General features: G+C 71.0%; 19 protein-coding genes and 1 tRNA gene. 12 read left to right on the top strand and 8 right to left on the bottom strand.

Features of this window, described 5'->3' with window-relative positions; translation table 11 throughout:
* Window positions 1–42: 42 nt before the first annotated feature.
* Entirely contained in the window at window positions 43–1,707 is a 1,665-nt protein-coding gene (gene hutU / locus OG206_RS19660) for a urocanate hydratase (RefSeq protein ID WP_327117847.1), read from the bottom strand.
* A gap of 415 nt (window positions 1,708–2,122) precedes the next feature.
* Between hutU and OG206_RS19655 the strand changes: the two genes are divergently transcribed.
* The 4 genes from OG206_RS19655 (at window position 2,123) to OG206_RS19640 (ending at window position 4,260) form a co-directional block, all read left to right on the top strand.
* Complete coding sequence (locus OG206_RS19655) at window positions 2,123–2,527, top strand: hypothetical protein (protein WP_327117845.1); 405 nt, start codon at window positions 2,123–2,125, stop codon at window positions 2,525–2,527.
* Window positions 2,524–3,318 (top strand): helix-turn-helix domain-containing protein, encoded by a 795-nt coding sequence (locus OG206_RS19650; protein WP_327117843.1) that lies wholly within the window; start codon window positions 2,524–2,526, stop codon window positions 3,316–3,318. The genes OG206_RS19655 and OG206_RS19650 overlap by 4 nt, the downstream gene beginning before the upstream one ends.
* Window positions 3,319–3,356: 38 nt before the next feature.
* Window positions 3,357–3,824 carry a roadblock/LC7 domain-containing protein gene (locus OG206_RS19645; RefSeq protein ID WP_327117841.1) on the top strand — a complete coding sequence of 156 codons (468 nt, stop codon included), beginning with the start codon at window positions 3,357–3,359 and terminating at the stop codon, window positions 3,822–3,824.
* 61 nt (window positions 3,825–3,885) lie between these two features.
* On the top strand, window positions 3,886–4,260 hold the full coding sequence (locus OG206_RS19640) for a hypothetical protein (protein ID WP_327117839.1): 375 nt from the start codon (window positions 3,886–3,888) through the stop codon (window positions 4,258–4,260).
* Window positions 4,261–4,375: 115 nt separating this feature from the next.
* Here OG206_RS19640 and OG206_RS19635 read toward each other — a convergent pair whose 3' ends face one another.
* Window positions 4,376–5,224, bottom strand: coding sequence for a MurR/RpiR family transcriptional regulator (locus tag OG206_RS19635; RefSeq protein WP_327117837.1), 849 nt, complete (start codon window positions 5,222–5,224; stop codon window positions 4,376–4,378).
* A gap of 148 nt (window positions 5,225–5,372) precedes the next feature.
* Here OG206_RS19635 and OG206_RS19630 point away from each other — a divergent pair, with 148 nt between their 5' ends.
* Entirely contained in the window at window positions 5,373–5,954 is a 582-nt protein-coding gene (locus OG206_RS19630) for a thioredoxin domain-containing protein (RefSeq protein WP_327117835.1), read from the top strand.
* 58 nt (window positions 5,955–6,012) lie between these two features.
* Here the strand turns inward: OG206_RS19630 and OG206_RS19625 are convergent, their stop codons facing one another.
* On the bottom strand, window positions 6,013–6,816 hold the full coding sequence (locus OG206_RS19625; RefSeq protein WP_327117833.1) for a maleylpyruvate isomerase family mycothiol-dependent enzyme: 804 nt from the start codon (window positions 6,814–6,816) through the stop codon (window positions 6,013–6,015).
* Window positions 6,817–6,940: 124 nt separating this feature from the next.
* Between OG206_RS19625 and OG206_RS19620 the strand changes: the two genes are divergently transcribed.
* Window positions 6,941–7,360, top strand: a complete 420-nt coding sequence (locus OG206_RS19620) for a hypothetical protein (protein ID WP_327117831.1) — start codon at window positions 6,941–6,943, stop codon at window positions 7,358–7,360.
* Window positions 7,361–7,676: 316 nt separating this feature from the next.
* Here OG206_RS19620 and OG206_RS19615 read toward each other — a convergent pair whose 3' ends face one another.
* Window positions 7,677–9,080 carry a cystathionine beta-synthase gene (locus tag OG206_RS19615; RefSeq protein WP_327122334.1) on the bottom strand — a complete coding sequence of 468 codons (1,404 nt, stop codon included), beginning with the start codon at window positions 9,078–9,080 and terminating at the stop codon, window positions 7,677–7,679.
* A 155-nt stretch (window positions 9,081–9,235) separates the two neighbouring features.
* Here OG206_RS19615 and OG206_RS19610 point away from each other — a divergent pair, with 155 nt between their 5' ends.
* From OG206_RS19610 to OG206_RS19600, 3 genes are all read left to right on the top strand, one after another.
* The gene (locus OG206_RS19610) at window positions 9,236–10,285 is read left to right on the top strand and encodes an SGNH/GDSL hydrolase family protein (protein ID WP_327117829.1); all 1,050 of its coding nucleotides are present in this window, start codon (window positions 9,236–9,238) and stop codon (window positions 10,283–10,285) included.
* Window positions 10,286–10,533: 248 nt separating this feature from the next.
* Window positions 10,534–11,754 (top strand): acetyl-CoA C-acetyltransferase, encoded by a 1,221-nt coding sequence (locus OG206_RS19605; RefSeq protein ID WP_327117827.1) that lies wholly within the window; start codon window positions 10,534–10,536, stop codon window positions 11,752–11,754.
* A 386-nt stretch (window positions 11,755–12,140) separates the two neighbouring features.
* Window positions 12,141–12,989, top strand: a complete 849-nt coding sequence (locus OG206_RS19600) for a hypothetical protein (protein WP_327117825.1) — start codon at window positions 12,141–12,143, stop codon at window positions 12,987–12,989.
* Here OG206_RS19600 and OG206_RS19595 read toward each other — a convergent pair.
* A complete protein-coding gene (locus tag OG206_RS19595) occupies window positions 12,986–13,315 on the bottom strand; it encodes a hypothetical protein (protein ID WP_327117823.1) in 330 nt (109 codons plus the stop codon). The genes OG206_RS19600 and OG206_RS19595 overlap by 4 nt on opposite strands.
* 101 nt (window positions 13,316–13,416) lie before the next feature.
* Between OG206_RS19595 and OG206_RS19590 the strand changes: the two genes are divergently transcribed.
* Window positions 13,417–13,647: a DUF4287 domain-containing protein gene (locus OG206_RS19590; protein ID WP_327117821.1), complete on the top strand. Its 231-nt coding sequence runs from the start codon at window positions 13,417–13,419 to the stop codon at window positions 13,645–13,647.
* A gap of 78 nt (window positions 13,648–13,725) precedes the next feature.
* Here OG206_RS19590 and OG206_RS19585 read toward each other — a convergent pair whose 3' ends face one another.
* Window positions 13,726–14,613, bottom strand: a complete 888-nt coding sequence (locus OG206_RS19585; RefSeq protein ID WP_327117819.1) for a Bax inhibitor-1/YccA family protein — start codon at window positions 14,611–14,613, stop codon at window positions 13,726–13,728.
* Window positions 14,614–14,758: 145 nt separating this feature from the next.
* Window positions 14,759–14,845: transfer RNA gene (locus tag OG206_RS19580), tRNA-Leu, on the bottom strand.
* Window positions 14,846–15,593: 748 nt separating this feature from the next.
* Here OG206_RS19580 and OG206_RS19575 point away from each other — a divergent pair.
* Both OG206_RS19575 and OG206_RS19570 read left to right on the top strand, forming a co-directional pair.
* Window positions 15,594–16,361 carry an ABC transporter ATP-binding protein gene (locus OG206_RS19575; protein WP_327117817.1) on the top strand — a complete coding sequence of 256 codons (768 nt, stop codon included), beginning with the start codon at window positions 15,594–15,596 and terminating at the stop codon, window positions 16,359–16,361.
* A 77-nt stretch (window positions 16,362–16,438) separates the two neighbouring features.
* Window positions 16,439–18,973 carry an ABC transporter permease gene (locus OG206_RS19570; RefSeq protein ID WP_327117815.1) on the top strand — a complete coding sequence of 845 codons (2,535 nt, stop codon included), beginning with the start codon at window positions 16,439–16,441 and terminating at the stop codon, window positions 18,971–18,973.
* Between the two features lie 62 nt (window positions 18,974–19,035).
* Here OG206_RS19570 and OG206_RS19565 read toward each other — a convergent pair whose 3' ends face one another.
* The gene (locus OG206_RS19565; protein WP_327117813.1) at window positions 19,036–20,340 is read right to left on the bottom strand and encodes a cyclopropane-fatty-acyl-phospholipid synthase family protein; all 1,305 of its coding nucleotides are present in this window, start codon (window positions 20,338–20,340) and stop codon (window positions 19,036–19,038) included.
* Window positions 20,341–20,430 lie beyond the last annotated feature (90 nt).

Here is a 20,430-nt window from a genome sequence, read left to right as displayed (position 1 = left end):
AGGAGACCCCCGGCGCGACCGGGCCGTCGCCCACCGTCCCGGTCACCGGCGGTCGTCCTCCGTCATCGGGACCCGCACGCCCTTGTCCGAGGCGACGGACTCCGCGATGTCGTACCCGGCGTCCACGTGCCGGATGACGCCCATTCCGGGGTCGTTGGTGAGTACGCGCCGGATCTTCTCGCCCGCGAGTTGCGTGCCGTCGGCGACCGTGACCTGTCCCGCGTGGATCGAGCGGCCCATGCCGACGCCGCCCCCATGGTGCAGGGAGACCCAGGACGCGCCCGAGGCCACATTGACCATGGCGTTCAGCAGCGGCCAGTCCGCGATCGCGTCCGAGCCGTCCAGCATGGCCTCGGTCTCCCGGTAGGGGGAGGCGACCGAGCCGCAGTCCAGGTGGTCGCGTCCGATGGCGAGCGGCGCGGCGAGTTCGCCGCTCGCCACCATGTCGTTGAACCGCTCCCCGGCCTTGTCGCGTTCGCCGTAGCCGAGCCAGCAGATCCGGGCGGGCAGCCCCTGGAAGTGGACCCGCTCACCGGCCATCTTGATCCAGCGGTGCAGCGACTCGTTCTCCGGGAAGAGTTCGAGCAGCGCCTTGTCCGTCTTGTGGATGTCCGATGCCTCGCCCGACAGCGCCGCCCACCGGAAGGGGCCCTTGCCCTCGCAGAAGAGGGGCCGGATGTAGGCGGGGACGAAGCCGGGGAAGTCGAACGCCCGGGCGTATCCGGCGAGCTGGGCCTCTCCGCGGATCGAGTTGCCGTAGTCGAAGACCTCGGCCCCCGCGTCCATGAAGCCGACCATCGCCTCGACGTGCGCGGCCATCGACTCCCTGGCGCGCCGGGTGAAGTCGGCGGGCTTCTCGGCCGCGTACGAGGCCATGTCGTCGAAGTCCACGCCGACGGGCAGGTAGGCGAGCGGGTCGTGCGCACTGGTCTGGTCGGTGACGATGTCGACGGGGGCGCCCTCGGCGAGCATGCGGGGCAGCAGTTCCGCGGCGTTGCCGAGCAGGCCGATGGAGAGCGGGCGCCGCGCGTCGCGTGCCTCGACGGCCAGCTGGAGCGCGTGGTCGAGCGAATCGGCCCGGACGTCCAGGAAGCGGTGCTCGATCCGGCGCTCGATGGCGCGCGGGTCGCAGTCGATGACGAGGGCGACGCCGTCGTTCATCGTGACGGCCAGCGGCTGGGCGCCGCCCATGCCGCCGAGTCCGGCGGTCAGCGTGATGGTCCCGGCGAGCGTTCCGCCGAACCGCTTGGCGGCGACCGCGGCGAACGTCTCGTACGTGCCCTGGAGGATGCCCTGGGTCCCGATGTAGATCCAGGAGCCGGCGGTCATCTGCCCGTACATGGTGAGCCCGAGGGCCTCCAGGCGGCGGAACTCCTCCCAGTTGGCCCAGTCGCCCACCAGGTTGGAGTTGGCGATCAGGACGCGCGGCGCCCACTCGTGGGTCTGCATGACACCCACCGGCCGCCCGGACTGGACGAGCATCGTCTCGTCCTGCTTGAGGGTGCGCAGTGTGCGGACCATGGCGTCGAAGGACCGCCAGTCGCGGGCCGCCTTGCCGGTGCCGCCGTAGACGACGAGCTTGTCGGGGTGTTCGGCGACCTCGGGGTCGAGGTTGTTCTGCAGCATGCGGAGGGCGGCTTCCTGCTGCCATCCCAGGGCGCTCAGTTCCGTACCGCGCGGCGCCCGTACGGGGCGGGGTCCTGACATGGCAATGCCTCCTCGCGAATGTGACTCACCTATTCACATCCTGGACGCCTGAATAGACCTAGTCAACAAGGCGGGTGCGCACCGTGGCCGGACCGCCGCCCGGCCATGGGTCCGCCTCGATGTCCGGCCAGGACTCCCCCCTCGATCGGAATCGGTTCCGGAGGGACCGGAAAGCGGTCGACGAAGCGGTCATGTCGCACCCGGAAGAGGTCCTTCAGCCGGCGCCGGCCGACCGGATCCGCCCGGAAAGGGCAGGCCACCGGACCGTTCCGACCGAGCGCCGCGCCCCCATCTCCCCTCCTTTACACCGGCGTTCGCATGTACCGGTGGAAAATGCCAGAACACCCACCAGGAGCAAGCACGTTGCGTAGCCTCTCCATTACACCCGTACGCCGCGTCGGGAGGGGAGTCCGCGTTGCCCGGAATCGACGAGTGCCTGCTCGAAGTCATGAGGCTGCCCGGTGCCCGGGGCGCCGCAGTGGTCGACTGGACGAGCGGACTCGCGCTCGGCACCATCGGGGAGTCGCCCAACGGCGACCACGAGGCCACCGCCGCCGAGACGGCCGAGGTCGCGCGGATGGCGGCCGAACAACCGGTCTTCGCGGAGGCGGGCGCGTTCGCAGGCGCCCAGGGACCGCAGGCCTCCGCGGTCGAGGACGTCATCGTCACCACGGCGCCCGGCTACCACATCCTCCGCTTCGTCGAGACGGCCTTCGACAGCAGCGTCTTCCTCCACCTGTGGCTGGACCGCTCCGAGGGGAACCTCGCCATGGCCCGCATACGGCTGGGCGAGATAGCGGAGCGGCTGGTCCTGGCATGAGACCCACCGCCTCAGCGACGCCCGGCCTCCTGGAGCGGGCCACGCCCTCCCCCATGCTCCAGCGGCTCGCGGACGAGCGCGCGACCGGCGCGCTGATGCGCGACCGGGGCACCCTCTACCTCGCCGACGGCCAGGTGGTCCACGCCGAGAGCCCCGCCACCCCGGGCATCGACGTCCTGCTGACCACCGGCGGGGCACTCCGCACGGAGGGCTGGTGGGACGCCGTCGAGCAGGCGGGCGCCGGACAGCGGGTCGGCCGCTACCTCGTGGACAGCGGTTCGGTGCCGGGCGGCGCCCTGGAGCTGTGCCACCTGGGCGCCCTGTACGACGCCGCCTTCTTCGCCCTGGCCCCCACGAACACCCCGGCCCGCTTCCGCTACGGCGTGTCCCACTGGATAGGCCCGGTACGACCCGTACCCGTGGACGCCGTGCAGCGCGAGACGCTCCGGCGCCGGGAACTGCTCGACCGGATCTGGCCCGACGCACTCACCGACAGCGCCCCGCTGGTCCCCACGACCCACCCGGTCGACGCGCCGGTCCCCCCGCGCCAGCGGCGCGTCCTGGATCTGGTGAACGGCGAACGCACGGCCACGGACATCGCCCGGGAACTGGGCCGCTCGGCCTTCCACATCCTGGTCGACCTGCGCCGGCTCGCCGCCGCCGGGCTGGTCGAAGCGGTCCGCACGGCCGCGAACGCGCCGACAGCCGAACGGATCACGCTGCCGGAGGTCACGAACGACCCCGACGTCGCCCTGTTGCGCCGGCTCAGAGACGCATTGGAGGCCCTGTGATTCGCGCGCTCAGACAGCGTGCCGGGAGGAGACAGCTGATGGTGCCCGAGGCCGAAGTGCAGGATGTCCTCGACGAACTCCAGCGGTTACGCGCCCGGGTCCCGCTCCTGACCGGCGCACTCGCCGCCAGCACCGACGGTCTCGTCGTCGCCCAGGACACCCCGGGCATGGAGGCCGAGGGCGTCGCGGCGCTGACCGCCGCCGCACTCGGCGTATCGATCCGGATGACCGACGCCACCGGGCGCGGGGGCTTCCGCGAACTCCTGATCCGCGGCGAGTCCGGCTACATCGCCACCTACGCCGCGGGCGCCTCCGCCGTCCTCACCCTGCTGGCCGAGGACCGCATCAACGTCGGCCGCCTCCACCTGGAAGGCCGGAGGGCCGGCGCGCGCATCGGCGAGATGGTCGACGCCACGCAGGAGCGCATCGAGCGCCCCGTGCCTCCGCCACGGCCCCCGCAGTCCCGGGCCCTCCCCCGACGCCCCACCCCACCAGATGCCACGTGACACCCGAAGTACGTCAGTAACGGACCGGCCAAAGGGCCGGCCACGGAAAGGAACCAGCGCTATGGCCAACACCGAAGCGTCACTGAAGGAAGCAATGGCGTCGATCGAGGGGACCCTCGGTGTCGCCCTCGTCGACTACACCAGTGGCATGGCCCTCGGCACCCTCGGGGGTGGCAAGGACTTCAACCTGGACGTCGCCGCGGCGGGCAACACGGACGTCGTGCGGGCGAAACTGCGGACCATGGAGCACCTGGGCATCAAGGAGGAGATCGAGGACATCCTGATCACCCTGAGCGGCCAGTACCACCTGATCCGCCTGCTCAAGACCCGTGGCAGCAACGGCTTGTTCCTCTACCTCGTGCTGGACTCCAACCGCGCCAACCTCGCGATGGCCCGGCACCAGCTGAAGAAGATCGAAGCCGACCTGGAGGTCTGAGCCCCCGTGCTCAGTGGTGGGGGCGCCGCGCCCGTCCGGCGCGGCGCCCCCCACTGCCACCCCGACCGGGCCCCGCCCGGCCGGAGGGGGCCCGGTGCCGCCCCGGCGGACGCGGCTACTCGACGAACAGTCCCCGTGCCGCCGCCCGCGCGTCGAACTCCTCCAGCCGGGCCTGCGCCTCGGGCAGCCCGTCGCACATGGCCTCCAGCAGCACACGCCCCAGCAGCATCGGCGCGCACGCGGTGTCGAAAGCGAGTCCGGTGCCCACGGCGGCCGGGATGAGCAGGTCGCTGTGCGCGGCCACCGGGGCGAAGGCGGAGTCGGCGACGGTGACGACGGTCAGCCCCTGCTCCCGGGCGTACGCCAGCGCGTCCACGCCCTCGCGGGGGTGGCGCGGCAGCGCGAAACACATCAGGGCGCTCGCGCCCGCCCGCCGGGCCGCGTCGATCCGGTCGTGCAGCATGCTGCCGCCCTCGTCGAGCACCCGCACGTCCGGATGGACCTTGGCGGCGAAGTAGCCGAACCCCCGGGCCTGCGAGGACGCGGCCCGCATCCCGAGGACCAGCAGGGGCCTGGACCCGGCGAGCAGCCGGCCCGCCCGCTCGACCGGCGCGGGGTCGGCGAGCAGCTCGGACAGCTGCCGCAGATTGTCGATCTCGGCGAGGACGGCCTGCTGGTACTCGTTGAAGCGCTCCTCCGCCCCGTCCGCCCCGTCCGCCCCGGAAGGCGTGACGTCCCTCAGGTGCTTGCGCAGGGCGGGGTATCCGTCGAAGCCGAGTGCGACGGCGAAGCGGGTGACGGACGGCTGGCTGACGCCGGCCAGCTCGGCCAGCTCCACACTGGAGAGGAACGGGGCGTCGGCGGCCCGCCGCACCATGGAGTGCGCGATACGCCGCTGGGTGGGCGTGAGCCGCTGCCCCTCGAAGAGCCGCTGCAACCGCGCAGCCGGGCTGCTCCCGCTCATGCTGTCCCCTTCGGAGTTCCGCCGTGCCGGTCCGGCACCGGGGAATCCATTCAGCCAGCAAGCGCTCTGCATGTCCATATACAGGACGCGGCAGCGGACGGGTGCCCCTCGCATTGCGGGACGACCCCCGACTGCGGACCCTTGGACCATGATCCCAGCGAACACGACGGGTCCCGGCGGCGTCATCGTCCGCTACGGCGACACCGATGCCGCGCACGTGCTGAGCGTCTACGCCGACCTGCGCTGTCCGTTCTGCAAACGCATGGAGCTCGGCCTCGGCGCCGTCATGGAGCGGGCCGCCGACGAGGGCGCCTTCGCGATCGACCACCACTTCGGGACCTTCCTCGACGACTCCGCGGGAGGCAGCGGATCCCTGGAAGCGCTGGCCGCCCTGGGCGCCGCAGTGGACGAGGGACAGAAGCCGTTCATGCAGTACCTGCGTGCCCTGTACGCCGATCAGCCCAGCGAGGACGTCGACGCCTTCGCCGACCGGGACTTCCTGCTGCGGCTGGCCGGTGAGGTCGAGGCCCTGCACACCGAGGCCTTCCGCCAGAAGGTCATGGAGCACACCTACCTGCCCTGGGCGGCGCAGGTGTCGGCGGCCTTCGAGACGAGCGGCGTCACCGCCACCCCCACGGTGCTGATCGACGGCGCACCGGTCGCCGTCATCAACTCGCTGGGATACGCGGTCACCCCCGAGACGTTCCTGGCGGAGGTGACACCCCGCTGAGGCCGGTGCGCCGGAACGTCACGGCGCGCAGTGCCTCCGGCAACGGCGGGGGCAGGGCTCAGAACACGACACGCGCCGCCATCAGCACCGACCGTGCTCCGGGATCGCCCTCCACCTCCAGGGTGCCGCGCACGCGCCGCCCCGAAAGGTGCCGGGCGAGGTCGACGGCGTCGGCACGGACGACGGCCGCCGGGGCCCCGCTGCCCAGCAGGTGATTCCCTCCGGCGGGCCCGTGGAGATCGAGCTCCGCGGCGGGTCCGGTCCAGGTGAGGGCCAGGTCGAGGACCACCTGGTCCATGACCTCCCGGTCGTGCCCGCCCAGCACGGGAGCCGCCCCGGTGGCATCGCCGAGGTCCATCCGGTGCATCCAGGTGTCCCGGACCATGAGGACGCGGTAGAGGTAGTCCATCGAGTCCTCGGGCAGCGCCTTCGCCTCCGGGTACAGCACACTCGGCCGGACCCTGCGTCGTACGGCTGCGGGCAGGCGGCGCATGGCGATGATGGCCTGGGGGGCGTAGCGGGCGAGCGCGCCGATGAGTTCGCGGCCCGGGACGCCCTGCCGGTCCTCGATCTGGATCTCGTTGTGCCCGTCGAGCGGGCCGAGGGCGGGGTGGGTCCGCCGGGCCCACCGGATCCGCCGCACCGCCACCCAGGGGCGCGGAAGTTCCTCGTACTGGCCGACGGTGTGCGCGAGCATGTCCCGGACCGTCCAGCCGGCGCACGGGCTCGGCCGCCGCCAGTCCTCGTCGGACAGCTCACGGTACGTGGACAGGGTCGCCCGGAGCTCCGCCTCGTTGACCTCACGGGCCCTGGCCCCCGACGTACGCCGGATCGCGCGGGCGATCGGTGCGGTGACGGACATGGCACGCCTCCCAGGTCCCGGAGACCACGCTACGCCGACCACGCACGGCCCGCCTCGCGCACGAGCCGGAACAGGGGGGCTAACCCCACTGACCCGGGCGGGCCCGCTTCGTACGGTAGGGCGTATGGAAGCCCGTGACCCCGAGCTGAGACGAGAGCTCGACGCGACCCTGCAGGCCCGCGGTGAGCTGGGGCCGGAGTACGAGTCCGCGCTCGTCGACTCGTTCCTCGGGAAGGTCGAGCAGCGGCTCGACGAGACGCTCGACCGGCGGGTGCGGCGGCACCTCGCCGAACAGCGGACGACGGTGGCACGGAGCGGTCCGCCGCCCGCCCGGCCGGGCGGGACCTTCGGGGAGCGGTTCGGCTTCGGGGTCGTCTCGCTGGTGCTGGCCGTCCCCCTGTCCGCGATCGGCGTCGTGAACGCCGGGATCGACGGGCTCGTGGTGGCCTGGCTGGGAATCGTCGCGGTCAACGCCGTCCACGCCGCCCGCACATGGCCGTGGTTCCGGGGGGAGCGGCGGGCCGCGTCGGACTGGGACGACTGAGGGGCCCGCGGGGCGGCAGACGGCACGAGGGCCCGCCGGGTCCGCGCAGGGGTATGTCGCGGGGACCGCCGCACCCCCGGTTGCCCGGAGGGCGGGACGACGGCGGTCCCCGCGAGGGACGCGGTCCCGGGTCAGGGCCGGGTGTCGCGTCCTGGCGACGGTGGAGGTCCGGGAGCCGCTCCGTAGTCCGTGTCGCCGTATGTGGTGCCGGCGGGTTTCCCTGCCGACACCCATGACTCTGCCGGAGCCGTGTTAAGCCGGTGCTGCGCCGACGTGTCGCGCTCGTACCGTTTTCACGAACCCGGAGAAGCGGCTGTTACGGCTTCGGGGTCGCGCCCTTGGCGAGGAAGGCCAGCACGTCCTGCCTGCTCACCACGCCCTTCGGCTTGCCCTCGACGAGGACGATCGCCGCATCCGCACCGTCCGTACCGCTGAGCACGGCCATCAGGTCCTCGACCGGCTCGCCGGAGCCGACCTGGGGCAGCGGGGCCGACATGTGCTTCTCCAGCGGGTCGGACAGCGTCGCCCGCTGGGTGAACAGGGCGTCCAGCAGTTGCCGCTCCACCACGGAGCCGATGACCTCGGCGGCCATCACGTCCGGGTGACCCGCGCCGGGCTTCACGATCGGCATCTGCGAGACGCCGTACTCCCGGAGTACGTCGATGGCCTCGCCGACCGTCTCCTCCGGGTGCATGTGGACGAGCGAGGGGAGCGGCCCCTCCTTGAAGTCGAGCACCGCGCCGACCCGGGCGGACGGGCCGGCGTCCTCCAGGAAGCCGTAGTCGGCCATCCACTCGTCGTTGAAGATCTTGCTCATGTAACCGCGGCCGCTGTCCGGGAGCAGGACGACCACCACGTCGTCGGGACCGAGGCGCGCGGCCACCTCCAGTGCCGCGACGACGGCCATGCCGCAGGAACCGCCGACGAGGAGGCCCTCCTCCTTGGCGAGGCGGCGCGTCATCTGGAAGGAGTCCTTGTCCGAGACCGCGACGATCTCGTCGGTGACCGTGCGGTCGTAGGCGCTCGGCCAGAAGTCCTCGCCGACCCCCTCCACGAGGTACGGGCGCCCGGAGCCGCCGGAGTAGACCGAGCCCTCCGGGTCGGCGCCGACGACCTTCACACCGTTGTCGCTGATCTCCTTGAGATAGCGGCCCGTGCCGGAGATCGTGCCGCCGGTGCCGACGCCCGCGACGAAGTGGGTGATCCTCCCCTCCGTCTGCTCCCAGAGCTCGGGACCCGTGGTCTCGTAGTGCGAGCGCGGGTTGTTGGGGTTGGAGTACTGGTCGGGCTTCCAGGCCCCCGGCGTCTCACGGACCAGCCGGTCGGACACGTTGTAGTACGAGTCCGGGTGCTCCGGGTCGACGGCGGTGGGGCAGACGACGACCTCGGCACCGTACGCGCGCAGCACGTTGATCTTGTCCGTGGACACCTTGTCCGGGCAGACGAAGATGCACTTGTAGCCCTTCTGCTGGGCGACGATCGCGAGGCCCACACCGGTGTTGCCACTGGTGGGCTCGACGATCGTGCCGCCGGGCTTCAGCTCACCGCTCTGCTCGGCGGCCTCGATCATGCGCAGCGCGATGCGGTCCTTCACCGACCCGCCGGGGTTGAAGTACTCGACCTTGGCCAGGACCGTCGCCTGAATGCCTGCCGTCACATTGCGCAGCCTGACCAGCGGGGTGTTGCCGACAAGACTGATCATCGAATCGTGGAATTGCACCGTGTACTCCGGGATCTCCGAGATGGTCAAGCAAGACTATGCGTACGTGCGGGAGATTGGACCAGGCGATTGGGCCGGGCCCCCTGCGGGGCAGTTAGTCCTGTGTACGGCTGTGCGGCATGGAGGAGGTGGACCGGACTGTGTCAAGAGCGAGGGTGGCACGGCGGATCGCAGCGGGTGCGGCCTACGGCGGCGGGAGCGTCGGGCTGATCGGTGCGGCGACAGTGGGTCTGGTGCTGGCCGAGGTGCAACTGGCGAAACGGCGGGTGGGCGGGGGAAGCGCGCCCGTCCCGCCGAGTGCGGACGGGCGGTACGGGGTGGCGTTCGCCGGCCCCGCGGATCCGCTGCGGTTCGTCATGCTCGGCGACTCGACGGCGGCCGGGCAGGGGGTGCGCCGAGCGGGCCAGACACCTGGCGCACTGCTGGCGTCGGGACTCGCGGCGGTCGCCGAACGGCCGGTGGACCTGCGGAACGCGGCCCTTCCGGGTGCGCGGTCCGACGACCTGGAGCGTCAGGTGTCGCTCGTGCTCGCGGATCCGTCCGGTGTACCGGACGTGTGCGCGATCATGATCGGCGCGAACGACGTGACCCATCGGATGCCCGCGACACAGTCGGTGCGCTTTCTGAGCACCGCCGTACGCAGACTGCGCACGGCGGGCGCGGAAGTCGTCGTGGGAACCTGCCCCGACCTGGGCACGATCGAGCCCGTCTACCAGCCGCTGCGCTGGCTGGCCCGGCGGGTCAGCCGGCAGCTCGCGGCCGCCCAGACGATCGGCGCGGTGGAACAGGGTGGCCGGACGGTCTCACTGGGAGACCTGCTCGGTCCCGAGTTCGAGGCGAACCCCCGGGAACTCTTCGGCCCCGACAACTACCACCCCTCCGCCGAGGGCTATGCGACCGCGGCGATGGCGATGCTGCCCACCCTGTGCGCGGCGCTCGGGCTGTGGCCCGAGTCCGACCACCTCGACGGCTCGCGCCGGGAGGGCATGCTGCCGGTGGCGAAGGCGGCTTCACGGGCGGCTCGGGAGGCCGGTACCGAGGTGACGGGGGCGCGCGCGCCCTGGGCCCTCCTCAAGCACCGCAGGCGCCGACGCCTCCCCGCACACACCGAGCCGGTGCCGCACGAGGGTGCGGGCAAGGCGTCCGACGCCCTCGGGAAGTGGATGCCGGGGCACGGATCCGGTGCCACGTGGCGCCGGGCCTGAACGCGCGCCCCTGAGGTGTACGGAGACCGGGGCCGGTGCCGGTGTCGCGAACAGCGGCACCGGCGCGGTCGCCGGCCCGCCCTGAGCCCTGCGGCTGCTGACCGGCCGGGAACCTTGCGAGCGACTGAGCGGTTGCTTAGAAAAGAGGCCCGCATCACATCGCCTGTCGGGTGACCTCAGCTATACGTCCGGGTAACTTCCAAGGCAGCCCAGCCTTTCCTGCCTTCCAGCCCTCATGGAGCCGCGTGATGCCCGAAGCCGTGATCGTCTCTGCTGCCCGTTCGCCCATCGGCCGGGCCTTCAAGGGGTCCCTGAAGGATCTGCGCGCGGACGACCTGACCGCGACCATCATCCAGACCGCGCTGGCCAAGGTCCCGGAGCTGGACCCGAGGGACATCGACGACCTGATGCTCGGCTGCGGCCTCCCCGGCGGCGAGCAGGGCAACAACCTGGGCCGCATCATCGCCGTACAGATGGGGATGGACCACCTCCCCGGCTGTACGGTCACCCGCTACTGCTCCTCCTCGCTGCAGACGAGCCGGATGGCGCTGCACGCCATCAAGGCAGGCGAGGGCGACGTCTTCATCTCCGCCGGTGTCGAGATGGTGTCCCGCTTCGTGAAGGGCAACTCGGACAGCCTCCCGGACACGCACAACCCGCTGTTCGCCGACGCCGAGGCCCGCACGGCGGCCCGTGCAGAGGAGTCGGGTGCGAGCTGGACCGACCCGCGCGAGGAGGGCCTGGTCCCGGACGCGTACATCTCGATGGGGCAGACCGCCGAGAACCTGGCCAGGACCAAGGGCGTCACCCGCCAGGACATGGACGAGTTCGGCGTGCGGTCGCAGAACCTCGCCGAAGAAGCCATCAAGAACGGCTTCTGGGAGCGCGAGATCACCCCCGTGACGACGCCGGACGGCACGGTCGTCTCCAAGGACGACGGCCCGCGCGCCGGGGTGTCCCTGGAGGGCGTACAGGGCCTCAAGCCGGTGTTCCGTCCCGACGGTCTCGTCACCGCGGGGAACTGCTGCCCCCTCAACGACGGCGCCGCCGCCCTCGTGATCATGTCCGACACCAAGGCGCGCGAGCTGGGCCTGACCCCGCTGGCCCGCATCGTCTCGACCGGCGTCTCGGGCCTGTCCCCCGAGATCATGGGCTACGGCCCGGTCGAGGCCAGCAAGCAGGCACTCAAGCGCGCCGGCCTGACCATCGACGACATCGACCTGGCCGAGATCAACGAGGCGTTCGCGGCCCAGGTCATCCCGTCCTACCGGGACCTCGGCCTGCCGCTGGACAAGGTCAACGTCAACGGCGGCGCGATCGCGGTGGGCCACCCCTTCGGCATGACCGGCGCCCGGATCACGGGCACGCTGATCAACAGCCTGCAGTTCCACGACAAGCAGTTGGGCCTGGAGACGATGTGCGTGGGCGGCGGCCAGGGCATGGCCATGGTCATCGAGCGGCTGAGCTGAGGCGTAGCGGAGGGTCGGGGTCGCCCGAGGTACGAGGGCGGCACCTGCCCGCAGCGCAGGCGAAGCTTCAGCGCGACCACGCACACCGAGCGGCTGAGCTGAGGCGTAGCGCGGGAAACGGGGCCCCGTCGCGGGCCCTGTGTCCCGCGTCGAGGTACTCCTGAACCGGGGCGAGCCCCGATCGTGACCGAATCTCCCCCAGGATGTGATCTGCGTCCCGGGGGAGAGTCGTTTACCCAGGTCACACCAGCCACAGACCTAAGCCTCGGGCCCAAAGACCTGTCCATTTCGTGACGTAATGCACTGACAGCAGGCACAGGTGCAGGACAAGCTGATGTAGGAAGTCGGGGGTGTCGATTGAAACCGGGAGTATGTCAGTGAGCGCCATGCCGTTTGCCCTGTTGCTGACCACCGCCGCTGCCACGGCCGTCGGCGCCGCCGCTCTGCACGCTGCTCACGGGCTGCGCAAGCAGGTGACGGCCCTGCGCACCGAGCTCGCGGAGGGGCGGGCACTCCACGCCTCCCTGCCCGGGCAGCAGGACCGCAGCAGCGGCACACCCGCCGAGGAGATACGCACCGCCGTCGCGGAGGCGCTCGCCGAGGAGCGGGAGCGTGAGCTCGCCGAGGCCCGCGCCTTCTGGGCCGCACAGGAGGCCCGCGACGCGGCCGACGCCCCCTCTCTGCTGGGCGGGCTCGGCGACGACGTCCCGTTCTTCATGCCGCGGCAGACCGACTTCGTGGGCCTGGAGGCGATGGACCTCGACGCCGACGACGCCTTGGACGAGCTGGCGGGGCTGGCCGGTCTCACCGACCTGCCCGAGACCGCCGGTGTCGCCGAGTACGCGGAGTTCGCCGAGGACTCACCCGAGCTGGCCGCGGCCCGTCGCCGCCACCCCTCGCACCCGGATTTCGTGCCCGTCCAGGCACCCGTCGTAACCGACCATGAGCGTACCGTGAACCGTCTGGAGCGGCTCGCCGATACCGGCACGGAGCTCACCGACGTGCGGCCCGGCCCCCTCGGGACCCTCGACGTGTACGTCTTCGCCGACGGCACGACGCTGTGCATGACCCCCGGCCACCGGGAGACCGCGGAACGGCTCGCCGACTCACTGCGTTCCGGTGAGCAGCCGGTGCTGCTCGGCGGTTCCGGCGTCTCCGGCGCCTACGCGCTGACCTTCTCGTGCGGCGAGGAGAACGTCTACATCCTGGCCGACCGCGTCATCGCCTCGTTCTAGCGGGGCCCGGGTGAGAAGGCCCGCACCGACGCCTCCTCGACACGGCTCACGGCCTCGTCCAGCTCCTGGGACGGGGCCGTTTCCAGTGCCACCGCCAGATCCCGGCCGGCGACCGCGAGCTGGTCCCCCACGGCGAATATCCCGGCGTCGGGCATGACCCGGGCCTCCAGGTCCGGCGCCTCGGTGCGTTGCGCCCACGTGGACAGCTCCCTGGCCGTGGCCAGGGCTTCTGCGGCCACACCCTGCTGCAGCCGGCTCTGCGGAGTGCTCCGCAGACGGTCGGCGAAGCGGTCCACGGCAGTGATCAGAGGAGTCGTATCGAGCACGCCGTGACCCTACGCGCCCCCACCGGATGGTTGCCAACACGGCGTCGCTCGGGCACGGTGTCGGGCAAGGACCAGCTACGCGCACTGCGTCGGAGGCGCCGATGTCTCAAGTCTTCTCCGAAGAAACCCACCGCAACCTGCTCTCCCGGATCCCTCGCTGCACCGGTCGTGACATCGCCGACTGGCTCCGCACCGTCGAAGAAGGGCCCTCCCTGGTCCGCTTCGAGGAGAAGGTCAGCTGGCTGCGGAGCGAACACGACCTCACGTACGGCCACGCCAAGGCGATCATCCATGAGTACGACCTGAGACGAGCGGCCAGGAACCTCCGCTGAGCTCCCGCACCTCCCCGTGACGACGGACGGCCCGCAGGCATGTCGCCTGCGGGCCGTCCGTCGTCGCGCGCCTACGGGTCAGTCGTTCCCGTTGAGGATGGAGAGCAGGCGCAGCATCTCCAGATAGATCCACACCAGGGTCAGCGTGAGGCCGAAGGCCGCCAGCCAGGACTCCTCGCGCGGTGCGCCGTAGGCGATGCCGTCCTCGACCTGCTTGAAGTCGAGGGCCAGGAAGCACGCACCGAGGATGATGCCGACGACGCCGAAGAGGATGCCGAGGCCGCCGCTGCGGAAGCCCAGGCCGTCACCGCCGCCGAACACGCTGAACAGCAGGTTGACCACCAGCAGGAGCACGAAGCCCATGGCCGCGGCCATCACGAAGCCGTAGAAGCGGCGGGTGACCCGGATCCAGCGCATCTTGTAGGCGATCAGGACGCCGGCGAAGACACACATGGTGCCGATCACCGCCTGGATCACCGTGCCGGGGCTGATGTAGGTGCTGACCGCGCTGGAGATCACTCCGAGGAAGACACCCTCGAAGGCCGCGTAGGCCAGGATCAGCGCCGGGGACGCCTTGCGCTTGAAGGACTGGATCATCGCGAAGACGAACGCCACCAGGGCGGCGCCGATCGCGATGCCGTACGACTTGCCGAGATTGGCCTCGTCGACGGGCAGCAGGGCCCAGGAGAGCGCGGCGGTGAGCACGACCGTGCCCAGCGACATCGCGGTGCGGGTGACGACGTCGTCGATCGTCATCACGCCGGGGCTCGGCGGCGCCTGCGGCGTGCCGAGCTGGGCGTCCTGCTGGGCGTAGGGGTTCGTGGCGTACGGATTGGCGGCCGTGCCCTGCGCATACGGGTTGGCACCCGCTGCGGGGGCCCCGGCCTGCGGTGCCGCGTTGAAGCCCGCGTAACCGTTGTCGCGGCTGAAGCCCCGTCGCGAGAAGACCGGGTTGCTGCTCCTCATCTCACTCCTCCATGGCCACCCTGCGTGGCCTTCCCACAAGAGTAATGGGTAGGCAAAACAAAGGCCCTAGTGCCAGAGGAGGATCTTTCAAGAAAGTTTAGGAGTGAAGTATCACGCGGTCACCCGGGTCCCGCCGGCTATGCCGTGGTGCCCGGAGCCGGACTCGAACCGGCACGCCCCCGAGGAGGCAGCGAGGTTTAAGCTCGCCGTGTCTGCATTCCACCACCCGGGCGTGGGTGCGCGGCTTCGCGTTGGCACAAGACCCTAGCCGGGGGTGTCCCTCGAACAGCGGAACATCCGCTCGATGTTGTCTTATTTTATTGATCGTTTGAGGGTCCGTCAGACACCGTTCACCGCATCAGTACACGCCTGGACCGGGCGAGCGGCGCGAACCCCCGCCAAACGGGAATGACGGAAACTCGCCGCACTCGTACGGCCCACGCGCCACGGGCCCGCGCCACCGTTCGCCAGGGCCCGCCACCTCACCCCCGCGCGACGCCCGCGACGCACCGCACAACCGGCGGCCGCGCCAGCGTTTCCGGTCCCCCCGACACCGCACCACGTCGTGGATCCTGTCGCTCCCGTCGGGCAGCGGAGTGACGAGCCCGTCGCCCCCTCGGCCGCCGGGACCGGCCGGCCGGGGACGAGCGGCAGGACCGGGAGCACGGGCCACGTCCTCCCCGTGACACGGTGAGCGAGACCCGGTCCGTCACCCTGCGTGACCGAGATGACCGAGGGGCCGGCCCCTGTCGAGGGCGCTGCGGCCCACCCCCTTCCGCGCCGGCGACCCCCTCTCCCCGCCGTGAGGGCGACGCCGGTCAGGGTCCGTCTCCTACCTCAGGAGTACGCCGCCGGACGGCGGATGCGACTCAAGAGGGCCCCGGGAACGGGCACGGGGACTGACGACCCGGCCCGATCCGGCGGTGAGGATGGGGAGGTCCCCCGCGAACAATCAAGCCGCTCGAACATGGAGTACCCCTGTGACCACCACCAGCGTTCACCGCACCACCGCGGTAGCCGCCCGCGCCACGGAGCTGTCGAAGGTCTACGGCGAGGGTGAGACCCAGGTGGTCGCCCTGGACCGAGTGACCGTGGACTTCCCGCAGGGCGAGTTCACGGCGATCATGGGCCCCTCGGGTTCGGGGAAGTCGACGCTGATGCACTGCGTGGCCGGCCTCGACAGCTTCAGCAGCGGATCCGTGCGCATCGGCGAGACCGAGCTCGGCACCCTGAAGGACAAGCAGCTCACCCAGCTGCGCCGGGACAAGATCGGCTTCATCTTCCAGGCGTTCAACCTGCTGCCCACGCTGACCGCGCTGGAGAACATCACCCTCCCGATGGACATCGCGGGCCGTAAGCCCGACGCGGTCTGGCTTCAGAAGGTCATCGACATGGTGGGCCTCTCCGACCGGCTCAAGCACCGCCCCACGGAGCTCTCCGGCGGTCAGCAGCAGCGCGTCGCGGTGGCCCGCGCCCTGGCCTCCCAGCCGGAGATCATCTTCGGTGACGAGCCGACCGGCAACCTCGACTCCCGCTCCGGCGCCGAGGTGCTCGGCTTCCTGCGCAACTCGGTGCGCGAACTCGGCCAGACCGTCGTGATGGTGACCCACGACCCGGTCGCCGCCTCCTACGCGGACCGGGTGGTCTTCCTCGCGGACGGCGCCGTCGTCGACCAGATGCTGAGCCCCACGGCCGACGGCGTCCTCGACCGGATGAAGGCGTTCGACGCGAAGGGCCGGACCAGCTGAGGCGGGCGGCAGCCGCCACCCGGCCGCCGCTCCCCCGCCCCGACCCCCTTCCGGCACCCATCCCAGGACACCCAGACATGTTCCGTACCGCCCTGCGCAATGTGCTCGCGCACAAGGCCAGGCTGCTGATGACCGTGCTCGCCGTCATGCTCGGCGTAGCCTTCGTCTCCGGCACCCTCGTCTTCACCGACACCCTCGGCAACGCCTTCCGCAAGCAGTCGGCCAAGAGTTACGACGACGTCGCCGTCGCGATCTCCACCTACGCCGACGGGCGCGACGACGACACCCCCGGCATCGACGGCGCGACCCTGGAGAAGATCCGGTCGCTGGACGGCGTCGCCTCCGCGACCGGGCGGGTCTCCGGCTTCGCCGGCGTCGCCGACCCGGACGGCAAGCTCATCGGCAACGGCTGGTCCAACACCGGCGCCAACTTCTCCCCCGCCAAGAACGGCAAGGACGGCGCGTACACCTTCACCGACGGCGCGGGCCCGGTGAAGAACGGCCAGATCGCACTGGACGAGGAGACCGCGAACAAGGGCGCGTACCGCGTCGGCGACCCCGTGCGGGTGGCCACGAACGGCCCCGTGAAGCAGTACACCCTCTCCGGTGTCTTCACGACCGAGGACGGCGCGGTCAACGCGGGCGGCAGCCTGGTGCTGTTCGACACCACGACGGCCCAGACGCTCTACCTCAAGCCCGGCGTCTTCAAGGACGCCACCGTGACCGCCGCCGCCGGCAGCTCGGACAAGGCGATCCTGGACGCGATCGAGCCGCTGCTCCCCAAGGACGCGACCGCGCAGACCGGCCAGGCCCTCGCCGACGAGCAGGCCCAGCAGATCGAGGAAGGGCTCGCCGGCCTCAACGCCATGCTGCTGGCCTTCGCGGGCATCGCACTGTTCGTCGGCGTCTTCCTCATCGCCAACACCTTCACCATGCTGGTCGCCCAGCGGACCCGTGAACTCGCCCTGATGCGTGCCATCGGCGCCTCCCGCCGCCAGATCAAGCGCTCAGTGCTGATCGAGGCGGCCGTCGTCGGCACCCTCGCCTCCGTCATCGGATTCGTCCTCGGCATCGGGCTCGCCACCGGGCTGCGCTCCGCGACGAGCCTCATCGGAGGCAAGATCCCGGCCGGTCCGCTCATCATCTCGCCCGTCGCGGTCGGTGCCGCCTTCGGCGTCGGCATCCTGATCACCGTGCTGGCGGCCTGGCTGCCCGCCCGCCGGGCCGCGAAGATCGCCCCCGTCGCGGCGATGAGCAGTGTGCACGCCGTCGCCACCACGAAGTCGCTGATCGTACGGAACTCGATCGGCGCGTTCATCGCCCTGATCGGTGCGGCCGGGATCGTCGGCGGCGCCGCAACCGGCGGCGAGGACGGCCGCTATCTCGTCGCGGCCGGTGCCTTCCTGGCCCTCATCGGCATCATCGTGCTGATCCCGCTCCTCTCGCGCCCGGCCGTCGCCGCCGTACGGCCCCTGCTGAAGAAGCTGTTCGGCGTGTCCGGGAAGCTGGCCGCGCAGAACGCGGTCCGCAACCCCCGCCGTACCGGGGCCACCGCCTCCGCGCTCGCCATCGGCCTGACTCTGGTCACCGGCATCTCGGTGCTCGGCGTCACGCTCGGCCAGGCGATCGACAAGATGACGACGGACAACATCAGGGCCGACTACATGGTCTCCATGGCCAGTGGTGACTCGCTCGACGAGTCTGCGCTCACGGCCCTGTCGAAGGCGGACGGCGTCACCGCCCTCTCGCCGCAGCAGTCGGTGTACTTCCGGATCGACGGGGAGTTCCACTCCGCATCGGGCGTCACCCCGGGTGATGTGGAGAAGGTCTTCTCGCTGAAGACGGTGTCCGGTTCGCTGAGCTCGCTGAAGGACGGCGAGGTCGCGGTCGGGTCGAAGACCGCCAGGTCGAACGGGTGGAAGACCGGCGACACCCTGCCGGTGACCTTCGACGACGAGAAGAAGGGCACCGTCAAGGTCGGCGCCCTCTACGAGGAGAACGAGTTCCTCTCGCCCTTCGTGGTCCCGAAGGCGTTCGCCGACGAGCACAGCTCCGCCTCCCGCCCCGACATCCGCGAGATCTGGATCAAGACGGACGGCGGCGCGAGCAAGGCCAACGAGCAGGCCGTCGTGAACGCGCTCGGCGACAACCCGGCGATGAGCGTCATGGACCAGCAGGACATCCGTGACACCTTCGGTGGTTTCGTGAACACCGCGCTGAACATCATGTACGGGCTGCTCGCCATGGCGCTGCTGATCGCGGTCCTCGGGGTCGTCAACACCCTCGCGATGTCGGTCTTCGAGCGGCAGCAGGAGATCGGAATGCTCCGCGCCATCGGCCTCGACCGGGGACGCGTGAAGCGGATGATCCGCCTGGAGGCCGTCGTCATCTCGGTCTTCGGCGCGGTGATCGGCGTCGGACTCGGCGTCTTCCTCGGCTGGGCCATCGGCCGAACCCTGTCCGAGGAGATCCCGGGCTACGCCCTGGTCGTCCCGTGGGACCGCATCGCCCTCTTCCTGGTGCTCGCCGGGCTCGTGGGTGTGCTGGCCTCCCTGTGGCCGGCCCGGAGCGGCGCGAAGCTCAACATGCTGACGGCGATCAAGACGGAGTAGGCGGGACGTGAGGAGGGCCGGTACCCGCAGCTGCGGGTACCGGCCCTCCTCACGTCGCGGGGTCAGCCGTTGGCGGACGCCGTCCAGTCGCGGGCCCGCAGCGGCATGGCGGCCCCGCCGCCCTCCCGCGGACGTACCGCGAGGATCTGGTTGACGCCGATCTTGTTGCGCTCGAAGGACAGTGCGGAAGCGGCCATGTAGAGGCGCCACACCCTGGCCCGCCCGGGCGAGGTGACACGGACGGCCTCCTTCCAGTGCTTCTCCAGATTGGCCACCCACTGGCGCAGGGTCAGTGCGTAGTGCTCACGGATCGCCTCGACGTCACGGGCCTCGAAGCCGGCCTGCTCCAGGGTGTCGACCGTGCGGCCCACCGGGGCGAGTTCGCCGTCGGGGAAGACGTAGGCGTCGATGAACTCGTCGATGTGGTACGCCGACTCGTCCTTCTCCGGGCGGCGGGCGATCTGGTGGTTGAGCAGCCGGCCGCCGGGCTTGAGGAGTCCGTAGAGGTCGTCGGCGTACTCCCGGAACCGGACCGAGCCCACATGCTCGGCCATGCCGATCGAGGAGATGGCGTCGTACGGGCCGTCCCTGACGTCCCGGTAGTCCTGGACCCGGATCTCGATCAGGTCGGCGAGGCCCTCCTCCGCGATGCGCTTGCGGGCGAAGGCGGCCTGCTCGGTGGAGAGCGTCACGCCCGTGACCCGGGCGCCGTACTCGCGGGCGGCGTGAATGGCCATCGATCCCCAGCCGCAGCCGACGTCGAGGAGCCGGTCGCCCTCTTTCAGGGCCAGCTTGCGGCAGACGAGGTCGAGCTTGTCGCGCTGGGCCTCCTCCAGCGAGGCGCCGTCCTGCCAGTAGGCGCAGGAGTACACCATGGAGGGGCCGAGGACCATCGCGTAGAAGTCGTTGCCCACGTCGTAGTGGTGGCTGATGGCCTCCTTGTCGCGGCGTCTGGTGTGCAGCGCGCCGGCGCGGCGGCGGACCTCCTCCGCGGGCGGGGGCGGCGGCGGCCAGGGGCCGGCCAGTTGGACGAGTCCCCGCGCGAAGGCCCGCACCCTGGCGTCCCGGACGGGGTGGACACTGTCCTTCGCGTCCGCCCCGCGCTCCCAGAGCAGTGCGGCCACGGCGCCCAGGACGGCGTACAGGTCACCGTCGACGTCGATCTCGCCGGCCACCCAGGCGCGGGCCAGGCCCAGTTCGCCCGGCTTCCAGAGAAGCCTGCGCAGGGCGCGGCGGTGGCGCAGGACGAGTACGGGCGCCCCCGGCGGCCCGGATTCGCTGCCGTCCCAGGCCCGGATCCGGACGGGCAGGGGTTCTCCCAGCAACTCTTCGGCGAGAGCGGTCAGCCGCGACGCGGCATCGGCCATGGCGCACACCTCCGTGGTGGTGTTTCCGAACGTGCCTAAATTCGCATATACGCACCCGAACCGGGCCGCGACACCTCGGGGCCGCGGCGA

This window comes from Streptomyces sp. NBC_01341, assembly GCF_035946055.1.
In the GTDB taxonomy this organism is placed as follows: domain Bacteria; phylum Actinomycetota; class Actinomycetes; order Streptomycetales; family Streptomycetaceae; genus Streptomyces.
This window is presented reverse-complemented; position numbering and strand designations above follow the sequence as displayed.